Origin of the sequence: Enterobacter sp. CRENT-193, assembly GCF_002787395.1 — a bacterium.
Lineage (GTDB): Bacteria > Pseudomonadota > Gammaproteobacteria > Enterobacterales > Enterobacteriaceae > Enterobacter > Enterobacter hormaechei_C.
This window is the reverse complement of record NZ_CP024812.1, coordinates 4,113,363-4,132,266: the sequence shown is the minus strand read 5'-3', so window position 1 is coordinate 4,132,266 and position 18,904 is coordinate 4,113,363. Positions and strand designations below refer to the sequence as shown.

The following is an 18,904-nucleotide window of genomic DNA, read 5'->3' as shown; positions in this document are numbered from 1 at the left end:
ACTCATGCTGAATTATGTGTGTAAACGCCTGCTGGGGCTTATCCCGACGCTGCTGATTGTGGCCGTGCTGGTGTTTTTGTTTGTCCATATGCTGCCCGGCGATCCAGCGCGTTTGATTGCCGGACCGGAAGCGGATGCGACGGTTATTGAACTGGTGCGTAAACAGCTCGGTCTTGACCAGCCGCTGTACAGGCAATTTCTGCGTTACATTGGCAATGTCCTTCAGGGCGATTTCGGCATCTCAATGGTGTCGCGTCGTCCGGTGTCGGAGGAGATTGCCAGCCGCTTTATGCCTACCTTCTGGTTAACGATTGCCAGTATGAGCTGGGCGGTAGTGTTTGGCCTGGGAGCGGGGATTGTCGCCGCCGTCTGGCGCAACCGCTGGCCGGATAAGCTCGGTATGGCGCTGGCGGTCACCGGCATCTCTTTCCCGGCGTTTGCGCTGGGTATGCTACTGATGCAGATTTTCTCCGTTGAGCTGGGCTGGTTGCCGACCGTCGGGGCCGACACCTGGAAGCACTACATTCTTCCCTCTATGACGCTTGGCGCGGCCGTTGCGGCGGTGATGGCCCGGTTTACCCGCGCCTCGTTTGTCGACGTGCTGAGCGAAGATTACATTCGCACCGCGCGGGCAAAAGGGGTGAGTGAGAAATGGGTCATTCTGAAGCATGGTTTTCGTAATGCGATGATACCGGTGGTCACGATGATGGGGCTACAGTTCGGCTTCCTGCTGGGCGGCTCTATTGTGGTTGAGAAGGTCTTCAACTGGCCGGGGCTGGGGCGCCTGCTGGTCGACTCGGTCGATATGCGTGACTATCCGGTCATTCAGGCTGAAGTCCTGCTTTTCTCGCTGGAGTTTATTCTTATCAACTTAGTGGTGGATGTGCTGTACGCCGCCATTAACCCGGCCATCAGGTATAAGTAAGATGCGATTACTGAACTGGCGTCGCCAGGCAATTTTAAACGCTATGCCGGGGGTCAGGCCGGACCATATTCGCACCCCGTGGATTGAGTTCTGGCGTCGATTCCGTCGTCAGCCCGTCGCTATGGTCGCCGGGTTGTTTGTGTTACTGCTGATCCTGGTGGCGATTATCGCCCCCTGGTTAGCCCCGTTTGATGCGGAAAACTACTTCGATTACGACCGGCTGAACGATGGACCATCGATGATGCACTGGTTTGGCGTGGACTCGCTCGGGCGCGATATTTTCAGCCGCGTGCTGGTAGGGGCGCAGATCTCGCTGGCGGCCGGGGTCTTTGCGGTGCTGATGGGCGCAGCAATTGGCACCGTGTTGGGGCTGGTGGCCGGGTACTACGAAGGCTGGTGGGACCGCATCATCATGCGTATCTGCGATGTGCTGTTTGCCTTTCCCGGTATTCTGCTGGCGATTGCCGTGGTGGCGGTGATGGGCAGCGGCATGGCGAACGTCATCATCGCCGTGGCGGTATTCTCGATTCCCGCTTTCGCGCGTCTGGTACGTGGCAACACGCTGGTGCTGAAGCAGCAGACCTTTATCGAGTCGGCGCGCAGCATGGGAGCCAGCGATGCCACCATCCTGTTCAGCCATATTCTGCCGGGAACGGTCTCGTCTATCGTGGTCTATTTCACCATGCGCATAGGCGTGTCGATTATCTCGGCGGCCAGCCTGTCGTTTCTGGGGTTAGGCGCACAGCCGCCGACGCCGGAGTGGGGCGCGATGCTGAACGAGGCGCGGGCGGATATGGTGATTGCGCCACACGTGGCGATCTTCCCGAGCCTGGCGATTTTCCTGACCGTGCTGGCGTTTAATTTACTGGGGGATGGGCTGCGCGACGCGCTGGATCCGCGGATAAAAGGGTAGTGCTGTGGAATGTGCCGGGTGGCGGCGACGCCTTACCCGGCCTGGAACAGAGGCGTGGGGAGATTAAACCCGGCTGCCCCACAAATCATACTCGTCGGCGTTTTCGACCTTCACGCGAATAATATCGCCCGGCTTGACGTTGGTTTCGCCGTTCAGGTACACCGCGCCGTCGATTTCAGGCGCATCCGCCATGCTGCGGCCAATCGCGCCTTCTTCGTCCACTTCGTCGATAATCACCAGAATTTCGCGGCCCACTTTCTCCTGCAAGCGTTCAGCAGAGATCTGCTGTTGCAGCTGCATAAAGCGGTTCCAGCGCTCCTCTTTTACCTCTTCCGGTACCTGGTCCGCCAGCTCGTTGGCCGTTGCGCCTTCAACCGGGCTGTACTTGAAGCAGCCGACGCGATCCAGACGCGCCTCTTTCAGGAAGTCGAGCAGCATCTGGAAATCTTCTTCGGTTTCACCCGGGAAGCCGACAATAAAGGTGGAGCGCAGGGTCAGATCCGGACAGATTTCACGCCACTGCTTGATGCGCGCCAGCTGGCGGTCAACGGAGCCAGGGCGTTTCATCAGCTTCAGAATGCGCGGGCTGGCATGCTGTAGCGGGATATCCAGGTACGGCAGGATTTTGCCTTCCGCCATCAGCGGGATCACATCGTCAACGTGCGGGTACGGGTAGACGTAGTGCAGACGCGTCCAGATCCCGAGCTTAGCCAGCTGCTCGCACAGGCCGACCATGCTGGTTTTCACTGGCTCACCGTTGTGGAAACCGGAACGGTGTTTAACGTCCACGCCGTAGGCGGAGGTGTCCTGGGAGATGACCAGCAGCTCCTTCACGCCCGCGTCGGCCAGGCGTTTGGCTTCTGCCAGCACCTCGCCAATCGGACGGCTCACCAGATCGCCACGCATCGACGGGATGATGCAGAAGGTGCAGCGATGGTTGCAGCCTTCGGAAATTTTCAGGTAGGCGTAGTGGCGCGGCGTCAGCTTCACGCCCTGTTCCGGCACCAGGCTCAGGAACGGGTTGTGCTTTGGTTTGGGGACGTAGTGATGAACATGTTCCAGCACCTGCTCGTAGCTGTGTGGACCGGTGATCTCCAGCACCTTCGGGTGCACTTCACGGATCTGGTCTTCTTTTGCGCCCAGGCAGCCGGTCACAATCACTTTGCCGTTTTCCGTCAGGGCTTCACCAATGGCTTCCAGGGATTCCTGAACCGCGCTGTCGATAAAGCCGCAGGTGTTGACGATCACCATGTCGGCGTTGTCGTAGCTTGGCACCACGTCATAGCCTTCAGTGCGAAGTTCAGTCAGGATGCGTTCGGAGTCCACCAGGTTCTTCGGGCAGCCCAGGGAGACAAAGCCGATTTTCGGCGGGTGCGTAACATTGCTCATAGGTTAAAAATTCATCAATTATGGAGTTATCAGGGCAGGATTTTACAGCGTATCGCAGGGGATTTATACACTCTTGATGGCGCAGTTGAGGCCGGCAATCGTTGTAACATTGTAAAGAATGTTAATCAGTTATCGTTTATTGATCCCAGGCATTACATTGTACAAAAAATGACCTTATTCTTAATGAGGTAACATGGCTGACAGAGGAGGAATAGCATGTCCGTTGACAGACTGAAACGCGATCTGCTTAACAAGCTGATCAACGCCCGAATCGACCTGGCTGCATATCTGCAACTCCGCAAGGCGAAAGGGTATATGTCAGTCAGCGAAAGCGAAAATCTGCGTGATAACTTCTTTGAACTTTGCAATTTCATGCGTGAAAAAGCACCCATCCTGAAAGCGCACTACGCTGAAAGCGAATTAGTGGCGCTACGCCGCGCCGCCGAGGTGCTCTCCATTGCCGGGGTCTGTTTGATGAACGGACGTCACGACTGCCCGAATTTTATTGCCGTTAACGCGGAGAAGCTTGAAAACTGCCTGACCACGCTCGCGCTTTGCATCATGTGTCTGAACAAGCCGGAAACGCTTGCCCGGCACTGAACCCGGGGGAGGCAACTCCCCCTTCTGATTAAGCTTTTGTAAAAGTGGTAACGCACCCGGGAACAGTGGCTAATCTTTAAGCCATATGTCGATAAAGGAGTGCGTTATGCCTCGATCCTCGCTGATTTTCCTTCCAGTCTTGTTATTCCCGCTTTCACTGCTTGCAGCGCCTGAGACGGTTAAGGTCGACGTGCTACAGACAAAACTGGATCACCCCTGGTCGCTGGCGTTTCTGCCAGATAACAAGGGGCTGCTCATCACGCTCAAAGACGGGCAGCTTAAGCACTGGCAGGCAGGGAAAGGGCTCTCCGATCCGATTGTCGGCGTGCCGAAAGTGTGGGCGAGCGGCCAGGGCGGACTGCTGGACGTCGCGCTGGCCCCGGATTTTGCACAATCACGGCGGGTCTGGCTCAGCTTCGCCGAGGCAGGTAATGATGGCAAAGCGGGTACCGCGGTGGGCTATGGGCGGTTGAGCGATGACCTGTCGCGCATTGAGGGCTTCCAGGTGGTGTTCCGACAGATGCCGAAGCTCTCTACCGGCAACCACTTTGGCGGACGGCTGGTGTTCGACGGCAAAGGCCATCTCTTTATTGGCCTGGGTGAAAACAACCAGCGCCCGACGGCGCAGGATCTGGACAAGCTTCAGGGCAAGGTGGTGCGCCTGACGGAGGACGGAAAAGTGCCACCGGATAATCCGTTTGTGAACACCGCCGGAGCGCGCCCGGAAATCTGGTCCTATGGCATTCGCAACCCGCAGGGAATGGCGATGAACCCGTGGAGTGACACGCTGTGGCTCAACGAACACGGACCACGCGGTGGGGATGAGATTAACATTCCTGAGAAGGGCAAAAACTACGGCTGGCCCCTGGCGACGCACGGGATCAATTACAGCGGCCTGAAAATCCCGGAAGCGAAAGGCGAGCACGTTGAGGGCACTGAAAAACCGCTGTTTGTCTGGAAAGTGTCGCCCGCCGTCAGCGGCATGGCGTTCTACAACAGCGACGTCTTCCCGCAGTGGAAAAACAAGCTGTTTATCGGCGCGCTGAAGGAGAAAGACGTCATCGTGCTGAGCGTGAAGGGCAATAGCGTGACGGAGGATGGGCGAATTCTTGGGGATAAAGATCAGCGTATCCGCGATGTGCGCGTCGGGCCGGATGGTTATCTGTACGTGCTGACCGACGAGACGGACGGGCAGCTTTGGAAAGTCAGCCCGTCCGGGTCGTAATCAGGTCACCGGGATCATCACCACGTTGCGATACGCCGGGCGCTCGCTGAGCTGCTGGATCCAGCGCTCAAGGTGAGGGCGCGGGGTCCAGCTGAGACCCATGTTAGTGAGGTTCCAGACGAAGGGGGCGACGGCGATATCGCCCACGCCGAACGTGTCGCCGGAGAACCAGGTATGCTTCGCCAGTTCGTCGTCCATCATCGCAAACAGCGACTCACACGCATCCTGGGCGGCATGAATGGCGGGATAATCACGATCGGCTTCCGGCGTACGGATAAGCCCCATCAGGATCACGCGGTGCGTGGGGGAAAGCGTCTGGTTTGCCCAGTCCATCCATTTTTCGCCCTGCGCGCGCTGGGCCGGATTTTCAACCCACAGGCGACCCTGGCCGTACTGCGCGGCAAGATAACGCACAATGGTATTGGACTCCCACAGCGTGGCGTCTGTCTCGTCATCGCGCAGCAACGGCACCAGCCCGTTTGGGTTCATCGCCAGATAGTCGGCGTCTTTATTCACCCCGAACGCCATGCCAGCCATAATTTGGTTGAACGGTAAATCCAGCTCCTCCAGCGTCCAGAGCACTTTCTTCACGTTAGTCGAATTGTTCCTGCCCCACAGCGTAATCATATTTACTCCCGATGAGATGTGAATCCGAGTCAGCTTTTCGCCATGGTGAGATAAACCTAACAATTACGCAACAGATGCTAAAAAAAAACCCGCAATCAAAGCGTATCTGAATGTTATTGCATAAACTTTAAAAACTTTACCTGGAACAGGTTTCTTTGAAGGCTGTAGTGCGCTATTACTCATCGCTTCTTGCGACACGGTGATTGTGACGTGATTTTTAGAATGGACACTCGGGTGGCATTTATGACGCAAAAAACTTCTTCTCTGCGCAGCCTGGCGGCAGGCTCGGCGCTGCTTTTCCTTTTTGCCCCAACGCTTCATGCGGCGGAACAGACAGCGCCCGAAGCGCCGCCTGTTGATGCGCGCGCCTGGATCCTGATGGATTACGCCAGCGGGAAAGTGCTGGCGGAAGGTAACGCCGACGAAAAACTCGACCCGGCGAGCCTGACGAAAATTATGACCAGCTATGTGGTCGGCCAGGCGTTAAAAGCGGGCAAGATCAAGCTGAATGACATGGTCACCGTCGGGAAAGATGCCTGGGCGACCGGTAACCCGGCGCTGCGCGGCTCGTCCGTGATGTTCCTGAAGCCCGGTGATCAGGTCTCCGTTTCCGATCTGAATAAAGGGGTCATTATTCAGTCGGGAAATGATGCCTGTATTGCGCTGGCCGATTACGTCGCGGGCAGTCAGGACTCGTTTATTGGGCTGATGAATGGCTACGCGAAAAAACTGGGTCTGACCAATACCACCTTTAAAACCGTTCACGGCCTGGATGCGCCGGGTCAGTTCAGCACCGCGCGCGATATGGCGCTGCTGGGCAAAGCGCTGATCCATGACGTTCCGGATGAGTACGCCATCCATAAAGAGAAAGAGTTTACCTTCAATAATATTCGCCAGCCTAACCGTAACCGCCTGCTCTGGAGCAGTAACGTTAACGTGGACGGCATGAAAACCGGTACAACTGCCGGGGCCGGATACAACCTGGTGGCTTCTGCGACGCAGGGCGATATGCGCCTGATCTCGGTGGTGCTGGGCACGAAAACCGACCGCATTCGTTTTAACGAGTCAGAAAAACTGCTGACCTGGGGTTTCCGCTTCTTTGAAACCGTCACGCCGATTAAGCCGGACGCCACCTTCGTCAGCCAGCGCGTCTGGTTTGGTGATAAAAGTGAAGTAAACCTGGGGGCAGGTGAAGCGGGGTCCGTCACCATTCCACGCGGCCAGCTGAAAAACCTGAAAGCGAGCTATACCCTGACCGAGCCACAGCTGACCGCGCCGTTAAAAAAAGGCCAGGTGGTCGGGACGATAGATTTCCAGCTTAACGGCAAATCCATTGAGCAGCGTCCGCTGGTGGTAATGGAAGCGGTGGAAGAGGGCGGCTTCTTCAGCCGGATATGGGACTTTGTGTTAATGAAATTCCACGGCTGGTTTGGCAGCTGGTTCAGCTAAGTTTTTGCCGGGTGGCGCTGCGCTTACCCGGCCTACGTTCGAGCCGTTGTAGGCCGGGTAAGGCGAAGCCGCCACCCGGCATAACCTCAATACATCAACTTCACCTGCTGCGCTTTCGCGTATGCCACCAGCTCGTCATCCGGGCGGCAATCACTGACGATGGCGTCAAAGCGCGACAGTTCACCCATCCTTGCCGGACGGACCTTGCCAAATTTACTGTGATCAACCACCAGCACATGCTGCTGTGCGGCGTTGAGCGCCCACTGTTTCACCGGTAACTCTTCAAGATTAAAACAGGTTGCCCCCTGTTTCACATTCACGCCCGCCGCAGAGTAAAAGGCGATATCCGGGCATACATTGCTCAGCGTGTCCTGAATATTCAGCGGTTTGAAAATGGCGTTGCTGGCATGAAATTCGCCGCCACACAAAATCACCCGGCACGCCGGTTTCTCCTGCAAGGCAAGGAAGGTGTTTAGCGAATAACAGACGGCGGTAAACGGAACGGTGCTGTCGATGGCCTCGATGATCCACGGGGTTGTCGTACCGCAGTCAAAAAACAGCGTTTGATGCGGCTGCACCAGCGAGGCGGCGAGCCGCGCGGCTTTGCGCTTCTCCTCCACCAGGCGTGTTTTTTGATCGCTTAACAGATAATGGCTGGCGCTACGCGGCTCCAGAACAATATACCCGCCAAGCAGCACAACGGGGGCGCTGTCGCTGTTCAGATCGCGACGAATGGTCATTTCAGACACGCCAAGCAGGGTAGCGGCTTCCTTAAGATGCAGCTTATCGCTGCGCTTCAGCGCCTGGAGCAGCTGAGCAATGCGGTCATCGCGACGTGTTTCCATAGATCCTCGGGCTAAAAAAGTGAGCCCCCGCAGGGCGGGGGCTCAAGTGTAACCTGACGGACCGGGGTTAGTCACGTATCCAGCCTTTGCGGATCGGAAGGGCAAACAGAACGCGATAGGCCTGTGATAATCCACGATAAAGCGCCGGACCAAAGAGGCTCCACAGGATGGCTGCGCTGACGCAGCCCATCAGCCCCACCAGGAAACCGCCGACCATATCCAGCGGCCAGTGCACGCCCAGGTAGACGCGGGACCAGGCGATGGCGACCGCCACGCCCATCAGCACTACGCCGGACCACAGGCGATGCCAGAACAGGAAGGCCAGCGCAAAGGTGAAGATCACCGTGCCGTGATCGCTCGGGAACGAGTCGTCCGGCGCATGGTGCAGGAAGTTGTAGCCGACGCGATCGACAAACGGACGATCGTGTGGGAAGGCGTGGCCCAGCACGTAGCTTGCCAGCACGCTGACGCCGATCGCCATCGCCATTTTGATCACCAGATGGCGCTGGGCGGTGACCTGTGTACGAGGTCCCCATAACCAGAGGATCACCGCCAGCGCCGGTACAATGCTGATCACATCTTTCGCAATGAAGGTGGCGAGATCGATCATCCATTCCGGTGACGACGGCGTGGCGTTGAGCAGGTAAAACAGTTCGTAGTTCAGATTTTCTAACATAATCTCGTTACTCTTTAGCAAACCAGGCGGAAACCAGCCCGTAAACCAGCACCTGGGAAAACCAGACCCACCACCCGGCCCACAGGTTGTGAGAGAAAAAATGCGCGCCGCGCATGACCTGCCCGAATCCCATCAGCAGCCCCATAACAACGCCCAACGCGACAAAGGTCCAGGCCAGGCGTGGACGTTCACGCCAGAAGGCAAAAAACAGCCCCATCACCATAAACCCGCTTGAGGCGTGGCCGCCGGGAAAGCAGCGTCCCGGTCCGCTGTCGGCCGGAATCGCGCTGAACAGGGGATACGAGACGGCTTTGCCGCCATACTCCACCAGATCCCACGGACAGCTGTGGTGGCTCATGCTTTTCAGGGCTCCTACAACGAGCGCGCCCAGACCCATCAGAAGCGCGGCCGTCACCAGCCGGGCATTGCGTCTGTAAGCCCCGTAAACCAGCGCGATGACGGCCAGGGCAATGGCCACATATTTCGCCAGCCGATGGTTGAGCAGATCCAGCAGCGGATTTTGCTGTAGCGGGAAATGATGCGTCGCCGCGTCATACCAGAAGCCGGTGATCCATCGGTCAAGCGATTCATCGCGCGAAAGCCAGGTAAAAAGCAGCGCAAGGACGATCAGCACGAAAAGCTGATAACCATAAAAGCGGGCAGGCAAACGGTAAAGGCGTTTTGTCTTATTTGTCGGTAACTTAGATAATTCTGAAGGGCTGACGGCGTGTGTCATAGTTTCGGTCAATAACGTGAAATAGCACTATCATAAGGAGGGCAACTTAAGGAAACCTTAAACAACAACGATAAGTGCGTTATTTCTGTTATTTCACGTTAATTTGCTATCTCAGACAGCGGCAATTCATTACACTCATCGCGATTTTTTCATATTAAAGAGATTGCATGATAAACCGTTCTTCTTCCGGTAATCGTCTGGGTCGTCAGGCGTTACTTTTTCCTCTGTGTCTGGTGCTTTACGAATTCTCTACCTACATCGGCAACGACATGATCCAGCCAGGCATGCTGGCTGTGGTTGAGCAGTACAACGCAGGTATTGAGTGGGTACCTACATCGATGACCGCCTATCTCGCGGGCGGCATGTTTTTACAGTGGCTTTTAGGGCCGCTGTCGGATCGTATTGGCCGCCGCCCGGTGATGCTGACGGGCGTGGTATGGTTTATCGTCACCTGTCTCGCCACGCTGCTGGCGCAGAACATTGAGCAGTTCACGTTGCTGCGTTTTCTTCAGGGCGTGAGCCTGTGCTTTATTGGTGCCGTGGGCTACGCCGCTATTCAGGAGTCGTTTGAGGAGGCGGTATGTATCAAAATTACCGCGCTGATGGCGAACGTGGCGCTGATTGCACCGCTTCTGGGGCCGCTGGTGGGAGCCGCATGGGTCCACGTCGCGCCGTGGGAAGGGATGTTCGTGCTCTTTGCCGCGCTTGCGGCCATCTCTTTCTTTGGTCTGCACCGTGCGATGCCGGAGACCGCCACCCGCCTGGGCGAAAAGCTCTCGCTTAAAGAGCTGGGGCGTGACTATAAGGCGGTGCTGCAAAATGGCCGTTTCGTCGCGGGCGCACTGGCGACGGGCTTTGTCAGCCTGCCGCTGCTGGCGTGGATTGCCCAGTCGCCGGTCATTATCATCAGCGGCGAACAGCTTAGCAGCTATGAGTATGGCCTGTTACAGGTGCCGATTTTTGGCGCGCTGATTATCGGTAACCTGGTGCTGGCGCGTCTGACGTCACGCCGTACCGTGCGTTCGCTGATTATTATGGGCGGTTGGCCCATAGCGGCAGGGCTGATTATCGCGGCGGTGGCGACCGTAGCCTCGTCTCATGCGTACCTGTGGATGACGGCGGGGCTGAGCATTTACGCGTTTGGTATCGGCGTGGCGAATGCCGGTCTGGTACGCCTGACGCTGTTCGCCAGTGAAATGAGTAAAGGCACGGTCTCTGCCGCGATGGGGATGCTGCAAATGCTGATTTTCACCGTCGGAATTGAGGTGAGCAAGCATGCTTATGCGTTTGGCGGAAACGGGCTCTTCAGCCTGTTCAATCTCGCAAACGGTGTGCTGTGGGTAGGTCTGATGGTGGTGTTCCTGAAGGACAAACGCGTCGGAAACGCGCTGCAACCGTAATCCTTATTCCCTCTCCCCCGTGGGCGAGCTCGGGACAGTTCCCTCTCCCTGTGGGCTGAGGGATCCCCAGTAATTTGAAAGCAAAAGCGATAACGTTGCCTCAGAATAACTGAGGGCTTTCAGCGATGCCTCGGTCCGGCTGTAAATCGCTGAGGCGTTTCCTGTAGGCCGGGGCGAGGCGCAGGGATGCGCCGAGAGGGCGGGCTTTACAGGGATGTTACCTCCGCCCGTCCCCGATAAGCCGGAAGGAATAAGCCGAAGGCACCGCGAAGCGGCGATTTTCCGCCGGGAGCCCGGGTCGCCAGGGTGGTGGCGACTGAGCCACCCTGGCACGTTCACCGCTCATGTCGCTACAGAGTAGCAAGGAACATAAAGTGAACGGAATGACCACCAGAGCCGTATGTTCCCCCTCACCCCAGCCCTCTTCCTCAAGGGAGAGGGGGCCGTCTGTGCAGGCATTATTTTGTGGGGAACCCTCAGCCCTGTGGGAGAGGGTTAGGATGAGGGCACCAGAGCGCACGGAATCAATTAAACGGCGCCTCCCCGTCCAGCACCCTATCAATTACGTCCAGCACCCCTTCGTCATTATTGTTCGGCGCTTCATAGCGGGCCACCGCCTTAATGTGCGGTCTGGCATTGGCCATCGCGAAGCCAAACCCAGCCTGGCGCAACATCTCCACGTCGTTACCGCTGTCGCCAAAGGCCACCACTTCACTGTCCTCAATGCCCCAGCGCGCTTGCAGGATCCGCAGGCCGTTAGCTTTGTGTACGCCGGGGATAATCAGGTCGATACTACCGTGTCCCGTGGTCACCGGCACCATGATGTCGCCAAGCTTCTCATGCAGCAGCGCCTGAATGCGCGGAATTTCGTCGTCAGAGACGTTTAGCCCGAATTTGAAGAAAATATCGTTGAGGTTGTCAAAGCTGCTGACGCTTTCAAGGCGGTGATAGTATTTCGCAGCAATCTCTTTGAAGAGGTCGTTATACGTTTTCAGCGTGTAGGCGCTGTTTTTTCCGCAGGCAATTATCTCAATGCCGGGCACGTCGTTTAACAGGGTGGCGACGGTCAGAAAATGCTCTTTCGACAGTTCGCCGTTAAACACGTCTTCGCCCGCATCTACCACCCAGCCGCCGTTTTCGGCGACGAAGGCAATTTCATGGGCGATCTCCGGGAAAAATGAGATCAGCTGGTAGTACTGGTTTCCGCTGGCGACCACAAAACGGATGCCTTGCGCTTTCATGCGCGCGTACTGCGCCAGAAAACGCGCGCGGTTATAGGTTTTCGCATCGCTCAGGAAGGAGCCATCCATGTCGACTGCAATCAGTTTAACGCTCATATCCCTTCTCCATTGACGTTGTTTCTGCTTCCGGTTTTGCCACCGCTCGCGCCACCAGGGCGGCAATAATGACTAACCCTAATACCACCAGCATCGCGCTGCGTAACCCGTAGTGCTCACCGAGGAATCCAAGCAGCGGCGGGCCCACCAGGAAAGCGAGGTAGCCCGTGGTCGCCACGACGCTCACGCGCGTCGGCGCGTCGGGGCCGGTATCGCTGGCAGCGGAAATGGTCAGCGGGAAGCCAAGGGAGGCGCCCAGTCCCCACAGGATCACCGACACGCCGGCAATCCAGTCCACATCCACAAAGATAATCATCGCGATGCCCAGCCCGCCCAGCAGGGCGCTGGCACGGACGACAGCCACGCGGCTGTAACGGTCGATAAACCAGCCCCCGGTAAAGCGTCCGACGGTCATGCCGAGCGTAAACCCGGCGTAAATCAGCGAGCCGGAGGTGGGGCTAAATCCGTGCCCGTCCACCATCAGCAACGGTAGCCAGTCGTTGGCGGAGCCTTCAGCAAACGCCATCGCCAGCACCACCACGCCAATCAGCATTAGCTGGAAATCACGATAAAAGGGCAACCCTTTTTCCGCAGACTTCTGTTCGTCCGTGGCGTGTTGTCCTGTGCCTGCGGGAATAGCCCTGATGCCGGTGAGGATCGGGATAATACAGACCAGCGCCGCCAGCAAAATGTGCACATTGGCCGCAATGCCCAGCGCCGTCAGCGCCATCCCCACGCCCGCGCCCGCCAGCGTGCCGAGGCTGTAAAAGCCATGCATCATCGGCAGCACCGTTTTGTTCATCGCCTGTTCGACGGCGGCCCCCTCGACGTTAATGGCCACTTCCGCCGCACCAAAGCTGCCGCCAAATACCATCAGCCCAAGGGCAAACATCAGCGGCGAGGCGAACCACAGCGCCACGCTCAGACCGAGCATTCCCACCACGGCGCAGCACATGGTGGTGCGAATCACCGCGCGCGTGCCAAAGCGCTTCACCAGCCAGGCCGAGCAGAGGATGCCGCTCATCGAGCCAATCGACAGGCCAAACAGTACGATCCCCATCTCCGCCGTCGAGACGGACAGCGTATCGCGGATTGCCGGGGTGCGCGTTGCCCAGGAAGCCATCAGCAGCCCGGGGATGAAGAAGAACATAAACAGCGCCCACATGCGCAGATGCAGGGCTTTGCGAGGAGAAGTTAGCGTCATTGGGATCAGCACCAGAAGTACAACAATAGCGACAACACTAGCAACTTTGTGTACATTTGTACACAAACTGGATGAGGATTTTATGAGCAGACCACCGAACGACCCTAACCGCCGCGAGAAGATACTCCAGGCGACGCTGGACACCATTGCTGAGCACGGTATTCATGCCGTCACGCACCGCAAAATTGCCACCTGCGCAGGCGTGCCGCTGGGGTCGATGACCTACTATTTCGACGGGATGGAGTCGCTTCTGGAGGAGGCATTCACGTGGTTTACGCAACAGATGTCTCAGCAGTACCGGGATTTCTTCGCGGGGGTGACCGGGCGGGAGAGGGCGTGCGAGGCCATTACCACGCTGATCCACAGTTCAGCCGTGACCACGCCACACAATATGGCGCTGATGTATCAGTTATACGCGTTTATGCACCGCAGCGCCGCGCTGAAAACGGTGATGCAGGACTGGATGAAGATGAGCCAGACTACGCTTGAGCAGTGGTTTGATCCGGCCACCGCCCGTGCGCTGGATGCGTTTATCGAGGGGATGACGCTGCATTTTGTAACCGACCGGTCGCCGTTAACCCGGGAGGAGATCCGGGTGATGGTGGGGCGGATTGCAGGCGAGGATACCGTCTGATAGCGCTCGCCCCGGCCACGCCTGATGTCAGGAGATTTTTTTCCCGCTGGCGTCAACGACGACTTCGCCATCTTCCTTCGTAAATGCCCCTTTTTGCGCGTCCGGAAGGATGTCGAGAACGACTTCAGAAGGGCGGCACAGACGGGTACCCAGCGGCGTCACCACAATCGGACGGTTAATCAGAATAGGGTATTGCAGCATGAAATCGATAAGCTGGTCGTCGGTGAAATGTCCCTGTGAAAGGCCCAGTTGCTCATAAGGCTCGACGTTTTTGCGCAGCAGATCGCCTATGGAAATCCCCATATCTGCAATCAGCCTTGTCAGTTCATCACGCGACGGTGGGTTCTCAAGATAGAGAATAATTTCGGGTTCCGTACCGCTGTTGCGGATCATCTCCAGCGTATTGCGCGACGTGCCGCAGGCCGGGTTGTGGTAGATAGTGATATGGCTCATATCCGTTACTCATTACAGTGTGAAGGAGAGACGTAGCGCCAGCGCGGCAAGCGTCACAAAGAGAACTGGCAGCGTCATTATGATGCCCGTCCTGAAATAGTAGCCCCAGGTAATAGTCATGTTTTTCTGTGCCAGCACATGAAGCCATAGCAGGGTAGCCAGGCTCCCGATGGGGGTAATTTTCGGCCCCAAATCGCAGCCAATCACGTTAGCGTAAATCATCGCCTCTTTAACCAACCCTGTTGCAGCACTACCCTCAATGGAGAGCGCGCCAATCAGCACCGTTGGCATATTGTTCATTATGGATGACAGGAAGGCGGTGATAAATCCGGTTCCCAGCGTGGTGACCCAGAGTCCGTACCCGGCTAAGTAATCAAGAACGCCTGAAAGAGACTCCGTCAGCCCGGCGTTGCGCAGGCCATACACCACCAGATACATCCCCAGCGAGAAGATAACAATTTGCCACGGCGCGCCGCGCAGCACTTTTCCGGTGTTAATGGCGTGCCCGCGTTTAGCAACGGCAAACAAAATCAGCGCGCCAGTTGTTGCGATAGCGCTGACCGGGATACCCAGAGGTTCAAGCACAAAGAAACCGACGAGCAGTAGCAGCAGCACGATCCAGCCCGTTCTGAACGTCGGCAGGTCGTGAATGGCCAAAGCAGGCTCGCGGAGTTTTGCCAGGTCATATTCCGGCGGTATTTCCTTGCGGAAGAACAGATGCAGCATCACCAGCGTTGCGGCAATTGCGGCGATATCAACCGGGATCATCACCGAGGCGTATTCGCTAAAGCCCAGCTTAAAGAAGTCCGCCGACACAATGTTGACCAGGTTGGAGACAATCAGCGGCAGGCTGGCGGTATCGGCGATAAATCCCGCCGCCATCACGAACGCCAGCGTGGCCTGCTTGCTGAACCCCAGCGCCAGCAGCATGGCGATAACGATAGGCGTCAGGATCAATGCCGCACCGTCATTGGCGAACAGCGCCGCCACGGCCGCACCCAGCAGCACGATCCAGGTAAACAGCAACCGCCCGCGACCGTTTCCCCAGCGAGCAACGTGCAGCGCCGCCCACTCGAAAAAACCGGACTCATCCAGCAGCAAACTGATAACGATTACCGCGATAAACGTGGCCGTCGCATTCCAGACGATGTTCCAGACCACCGGAATATCGTTAACGTGGATCACACCGCTCGCCAGCGCCAGCGCGGCGCCAATGGTGGCACTCCAGCCGATACTGAGCCCTTTGGGCTGCCAGATAACCAGTACCAGCGTAAACAGAAAAATAGCCCCTGCCAGAAACATCTTTTACTCCGTTATATCTGTTTTTGTGAATGTGTCGTGGTCAGCAAGAGCCCGGGAGGCGGTTTTTCAGCTTCATACGTGTCTCTTCTCGCAGGCAGTTCCAGCTGTTATCGATAACGGTTGCCGCCCACGCGGGCATGTTGGGAGAGAGACGGTAGTAGATCCATTTACCCTCACGACGATCGATGACCAGCCCGGCCTCGCGCAGTAAGGCCATATGGCGCGAGACTTTCGGCTGCGGCTCGTTGGTAGCGGAGCAGAGATCGCAGACGCACAACTCGCCCGCCTCACGCAGAAGCATGACGATGGAGAGGCGCGTTTCGTCGGAGAGGGTTTTGAAGAGCTGAACGGGGTGAAGCATCTGGGGATCCTGCGTGTTTTTTTATCATATACATTAAATCATATATGTTTGTGGCAGGTGAGGGAAGGGCAATAAGGGCAAATAAATGCCCTCAGTGAAGTACCACTACGTTGAGCCGTCGTCTTTGAGCCACAGACAGGGCGGGATTAGAAGATTAATGATTCCTGGTTTTGTTGAATATCTTCAATGTTATGAGACAGACGATCGTTGCAGATGTTAACAGAATCAAAATATCAATATTTGTATATGTTTCGTACATTGTCTCCCCATCAATATCACCATAGATGAAGCCGCAAATAGCAGTTGCAACGTCGTGGTTAATATAAGCTGTTGAAGGACCCAGCATACGTCCTGCCAGGAAGCTAATTAACACAAACCAGACGGCCTTAAGTAGTCTTGAGCCCCATTTACGGGCAAGGGTAGTGATATCCACCGTCAATAACCTCAATACAATTGCACGCGATATGTGAACGCATACATGGGACCTAAATAAATTCCGGTTTCAGAAGAGCGATTCCGAAATTGGAGTGGTGAGCGAGCTTTATGTAGACTTCTGCCGCTATACCCGGATGAAGCCTTCATTCCTTTTCCTGTCATCAGGTGGATTAATTCGTTCCAGCTTATGCCAGCTGCCTGTATCGAAGTTCAAACCCGATCATATCTACGCTCAATCGTTGTTCTTTTAAGATATTGACCAGGCAAAATTTAACCGCGCAAGAAGATCAGCTATACCGCCATGGAAATAAGGTAGTGTTATAAGTAATTGATAGGGAAGGGTATTAATTTCAGGAAACAAAAAACCCATCAACCTTGAACCAAAACGGCGGGGTTGATGGGCTCCACAAATTGGGGACATCAAAGAAAAGCAGTGGCACTAGTTATGACTGCACCCTGCGTAAAAAGTTCTGCGCGTAACGAAAATTTTTTGCGCCACACGCAAACTTGAGATTTATCCGAGTCCTGGCCAGATAATGATGATCAGCGTACCTGCCAGCGTCAACAGTACGTTGGCGATCGCGTACGTGCCTGCATAGCCCAGCGCCGGGATATTGCTGCGCGCGGTGTCGCTGATGATCTCCATCGCCGGTGCGCAGGTGCGCGCGCCCATCATCGCGCCGAAGAGCAGGGCGCGGTTCATGCGCAGCACGTAGGCGCCGAACAGGAAACAGATCACCACCGGTACCAGGCTGACGATAAGTCCGGAAACCAACATTTGCCAGCCGACCGCGCCCAGGCCGTTGCCAATGCCGCTCCCGGCGCTTAAGCCGACACCCGCCATAAAGACCATCAGACCGAACTCTTTCACCATGTTCAGCGCCCCCTGAGGGATATAGCCGAAGGTGGGATGGTTCGCTCGCAGGAAGCCCAGCATGATCCCGGCGAACAGCAGACCGGCTGCGTTACCAATGCCGAAGCTAAAGTTGCTGAACTGGAAGGTGATCATCCCGATCATCAGGCCGACAATGAAGAAGGCGCAGAAGGCTAACAGGTCCGTCACCTGGCTGTGGATCGAGATAAAGCCGATACGGTCGGCAACGGTTTTAACACGTCGGGCATCGCCGCTAACCTGCAACACATCGCCTTTATTGAGCACCACGTTATCGTCGATAGGCATTTCAATCTGGCTGCGGATCACGCGGTTGAGGAAACAACCGTGGTCGGTCAGCTTCAGCTGTGCCAGACGGCGGCCCACGGCATTGTGGTTTTTCACCACAATCTCTTCGGTGACAATACGCATGTCCAGCAGGTCGCGGTCAAACACCTCTTTCCCGTTGCGGAAGCTCGGATCGAGACGCGCGTGGGCGTCCGGGTAGCCAACAAGGGCGATGTCATCGCCCATCTGGAGCACCGCGTCACCGTCCGGGTTTGCCAGAATGCCGTTACGACGGATACGTTCGATGTAGCAGCCGGTCTGACGGTAGATCCCCAGCTCGCGCAGGTTTTTCCCGTCGGTCCAGGCAACCAGCTCCGGCCCGACGCGGTAGGCGCGGATCACCGGCAGGTAAACTTTACGTTTGGAGTCCGTGTCCAGGCCGCGCTCGCGGGCGATGGTCTGGGCGCTGGTCTGGAGATCCTGATGCTGAAGTTTTGGCAGATAGCGCGCGCCAACAATCAGGCTCACCAGACCAATCAGATAGGTCAGGGCATAGCCCAGACTCAGGTTGTCCAGCGCGGAGGAAAGCGGCGTGCCGGCCATGCCAGAATGACGAAGCGTATCGCCCGCGCCGACAAGCACCGGTGTGGAGGTCATCGAGCCTGCCAGCATACCGGCCGTTAAGCCGATGTCCCAGCCAAACAGCTTGCCCAGCCCTAACGCAATCAGCAGGGCGCTGCCGACCATCACCAGCGCCAGCATCAGGTAATTTTTGCCGTCTCGGAAGAAAATGGAAAAAAAGTTCGGACCGGCTTCCACGCCTACGCAAAAAATAAACAGCATGAAACCTAAGTTAAGCGCGTCCGTGTTAATACTGAAATGTTGTTGACCTAATAACAGGGAGACGACTAAAACGCCAATGGAATTACCAAGTTGAACTGAACCCAGGCGTAATTTACCCAGACAAAGGCCCAGCGCCAGTACCACAAATAATAACAGGATGTAATTCCCATTTAACAAGTCTGCGACGTTTATATTCACGGAGGCTAACTTCTTGTTTACCAGTAAGTTGTTGAATGAAAGGACTATTTGGGCTACTGTTTTCAGAGTCAGGGAATCACTTTGCATCTCCCTGCTTCCTGATAAATACCCTAAACACTAGCAGTCGGTTAGTTTAATCGTAATAGCTACCGACAGCCACCTATTATCGCACGACTTCTGTGCGTGCTTTGGC

At 56.3% G+C, this 18,904-nt stretch carries 19 protein-coding genes; 7 read left to right on the top strand and 12 right to left on the bottom strand.

The features are described from left to right. The first annotated feature begins 4 nt into the window (after nt 1-4). Together gsiC and gsiD are read left to right on the top strand one after the other, a co-directional pair. A complete protein-coding gene (gene gsiC, locus CU081_RS20665; protein WP_006809475.1) occupies nt 5-925 on the top strand; it encodes a glutathione ABC transporter permease GsiC in 921 nt (306 codons plus the stop codon). A gap of 1 nt (nt 926) precedes the next feature. Further along, on the top strand, nt 927-1,838 hold the full coding sequence (gene gsiD / locus CU081_RS20660) for a glutathione ABC transporter permease GsiD (RefSeq protein WP_022650674.1): 912 nt from the start codon (nt 927-929) through the stop codon (nt 1,836-1,838). Between the two features lie 63 nt (nt 1,839-1,901). Here gsiD and rimO read toward each other — a convergent pair whose 3' ends face one another. Next, on the bottom strand, nt 1,902-3,227 hold the full coding sequence (rimO, locus tag CU081_RS20655; protein WP_022650675.1) for a 30S ribosomal protein S12 methylthiotransferase RimO: 1,326 nt from the start codon (nt 3,225-3,227) through the stop codon (nt 1,902-1,904). Nucleotides 3,228-3,443: 216 nt separating this feature from the next. Between rimO and bssR the strand changes: the two genes are divergently transcribed. Both bssR and CU081_RS20645 read left to right on the top strand, forming a co-directional pair. Further along, nucleotides 3,444-3,827 carry a biofilm formation regulator BssR gene (gene bssR / locus CU081_RS20650; RefSeq protein WP_003858412.1) on the top strand — a complete coding sequence of 128 codons (384 nt, stop codon included), beginning with the start codon at nt 3,444-3,446 and terminating at the stop codon, nt 3,825-3,827. 106 nt (nt 3,828-3,933) lie between these two features. After that, the gene (locus CU081_RS20645; protein ID WP_022650676.1) at nt 3,934-5,052 is read left to right on the top strand and encodes a PQQ-dependent sugar dehydrogenase; all 1,119 of its coding nucleotides are present in this window, start codon (nt 3,934-3,936) and stop codon (nt 5,050-5,052) included. Here CU081_RS20645 and CU081_RS20640 read toward each other — a convergent pair whose 3' ends face one another. Continuing rightward, on the bottom strand, nt 5,053-5,679 hold the full coding sequence (locus CU081_RS20640) for a glutathione S-transferase family protein (protein ID WP_003858411.1): 627 nt from the start codon (nt 5,677-5,679) through the stop codon (nt 5,053-5,055). Between the two features lie 243 nt (nt 5,680-5,922). Between CU081_RS20640 and dacC the strand changes: the two genes are divergently transcribed. Beyond that, entirely contained in the window at nt 5,923-7,128 is a 1,206-nt protein-coding gene (gene dacC / locus CU081_RS20635; RefSeq protein WP_022650677.1) for a serine-type D-Ala-D-Ala carboxypeptidase, read from the top strand. A gap of 86 nt (nt 7,129-7,214) precedes the next feature. On the opposite strand, the gene deoR is transcribed toward dacC, so the two are convergent. The 3 genes from deoR to CU081_RS20620 form a co-directional block, all read right to left on the bottom strand. Next, nucleotides 7,215-7,973, bottom strand: a complete 759-nt coding sequence (deoR, locus tag CU081_RS20630) for a DNA-binding transcriptional repressor DeoR (RefSeq protein ID WP_022650678.1) — start codon at nt 7,971-7,973, stop codon at nt 7,215-7,217. 67 nt (nt 7,974-8,040) lie between these two features. Next, the gene (gene ybjG / locus CU081_RS20625) at nt 8,041-8,649 is read right to left on the bottom strand and encodes an undecaprenyl-diphosphate phosphatase (protein WP_003858405.1); all 609 of its coding nucleotides are present in this window, start codon (nt 8,647-8,649) and stop codon (nt 8,041-8,043) included. 7 nt (nt 8,650-8,656) lie between these two features. Further along, a complete protein-coding gene (locus CU081_RS20620; protein ID WP_022650679.1) occupies nt 8,657-9,385 on the bottom strand; it encodes a phosphatase PAP2 family protein in 729 nt (242 codons plus the stop codon). A 167-nt stretch (nt 9,386-9,552) separates the two neighbouring features. On the opposite strand from CU081_RS20620, the gene CU081_RS20615 reads away from it, so the two are divergent. After that, entirely contained in the window at nt 9,553-10,785 is a 1,233-nt protein-coding gene (locus tag CU081_RS20615) for an MFS transporter (RefSeq protein ID WP_022650680.1), read from the top strand. Nucleotides 10,786-11,309: 524 nt separating this feature from the next. On the opposite strand, the gene CU081_RS20610 is transcribed toward CU081_RS20615, so the two are convergent. Both CU081_RS20610 and CU081_RS20605 read right to left on the bottom strand, forming a co-directional pair. Then, nucleotides 11,310-12,122, bottom strand: a complete 813-nt coding sequence (locus CU081_RS20610) for a Cof-type HAD-IIB family hydrolase (protein WP_022650681.1) — start codon at nt 12,120-12,122, stop codon at nt 11,310-11,312. After that, nucleotides 12,112-13,326 carry an MFS transporter gene (locus CU081_RS20605; RefSeq protein ID WP_022650682.1) on the bottom strand — a complete coding sequence of 405 codons (1,215 nt, stop codon included), beginning with the start codon at nt 13,324-13,326 and terminating at the stop codon, nt 12,112-12,114. Before CU081_RS20605 ends, CU081_RS20610 begins: the two co-directional genes overlap by 11 nt. Nucleotides 13,327-13,408: 82 nt before the next feature. Between CU081_RS20605 and CU081_RS20600 the strand changes: the two genes are divergently transcribed. Next, a complete protein-coding gene (locus CU081_RS20600) occupies nt 13,409-13,960 on the top strand; it encodes a TetR/AcrR family transcriptional regulator (protein WP_022650683.1) in 552 nt (183 codons plus the stop codon). A gap of 27 nt (nt 13,961-13,987) precedes the next feature. Here the strand turns inward: CU081_RS20600 and arsC are convergent, their stop codons facing one another. The 5 genes from arsC to CU081_RS20575 all read right to left on the bottom strand — a co-directional run bounded on the left by arsC (nt 13,988) and on the right by CU081_RS20575 (nt 18,711). Further along, the gene (gene arsC / locus CU081_RS20595; protein ID WP_022650684.1) at nt 13,988-14,413 is read right to left on the bottom strand and encodes a glutaredoxin-dependent arsenate reductase; all 426 of its coding nucleotides are present in this window, start codon (nt 14,411-14,413) and stop codon (nt 13,988-13,990) included. 12 nt (nt 14,414-14,425) lie between these two features. Further along, nucleotides 14,426-15,715, bottom strand: a complete 1,290-nt coding sequence (locus CU081_RS20590) for an arsenic transporter (RefSeq protein WP_022650685.1) — start codon at nt 15,713-15,715, stop codon at nt 14,426-14,428. Nucleotides 15,716-15,755: 40 nt separating this feature from the next. Then, entirely contained in the window at nt 15,756-16,076 is a 321-nt protein-coding gene (locus CU081_RS20585; protein WP_022650686.1) for a metalloregulator ArsR/SmtB family transcription factor, read from the bottom strand. A gap of 154 nt (nt 16,077-16,230) precedes the next feature. Continuing rightward, on the bottom strand, nt 16,231-16,509 hold the full coding sequence (locus tag CU081_RS20580) for a hypothetical protein (protein WP_003858398.1): 279 nt from the start codon (nt 16,507-16,509) through the stop codon (nt 16,231-16,233). Nucleotides 16,510-17,025: 516 nt separating this feature from the next. Then, the gene (locus CU081_RS20575) at nt 17,026-18,711 is read right to left on the bottom strand and encodes an aspartate:alanine antiporter (RefSeq protein ID WP_032610193.1); all 1,686 of its coding nucleotides are present in this window, start codon (nt 18,709-18,711) and stop codon (nt 17,026-17,028) included. Between the last annotated feature and the right edge of the window lie 193 nt (nt 18,712-18,904).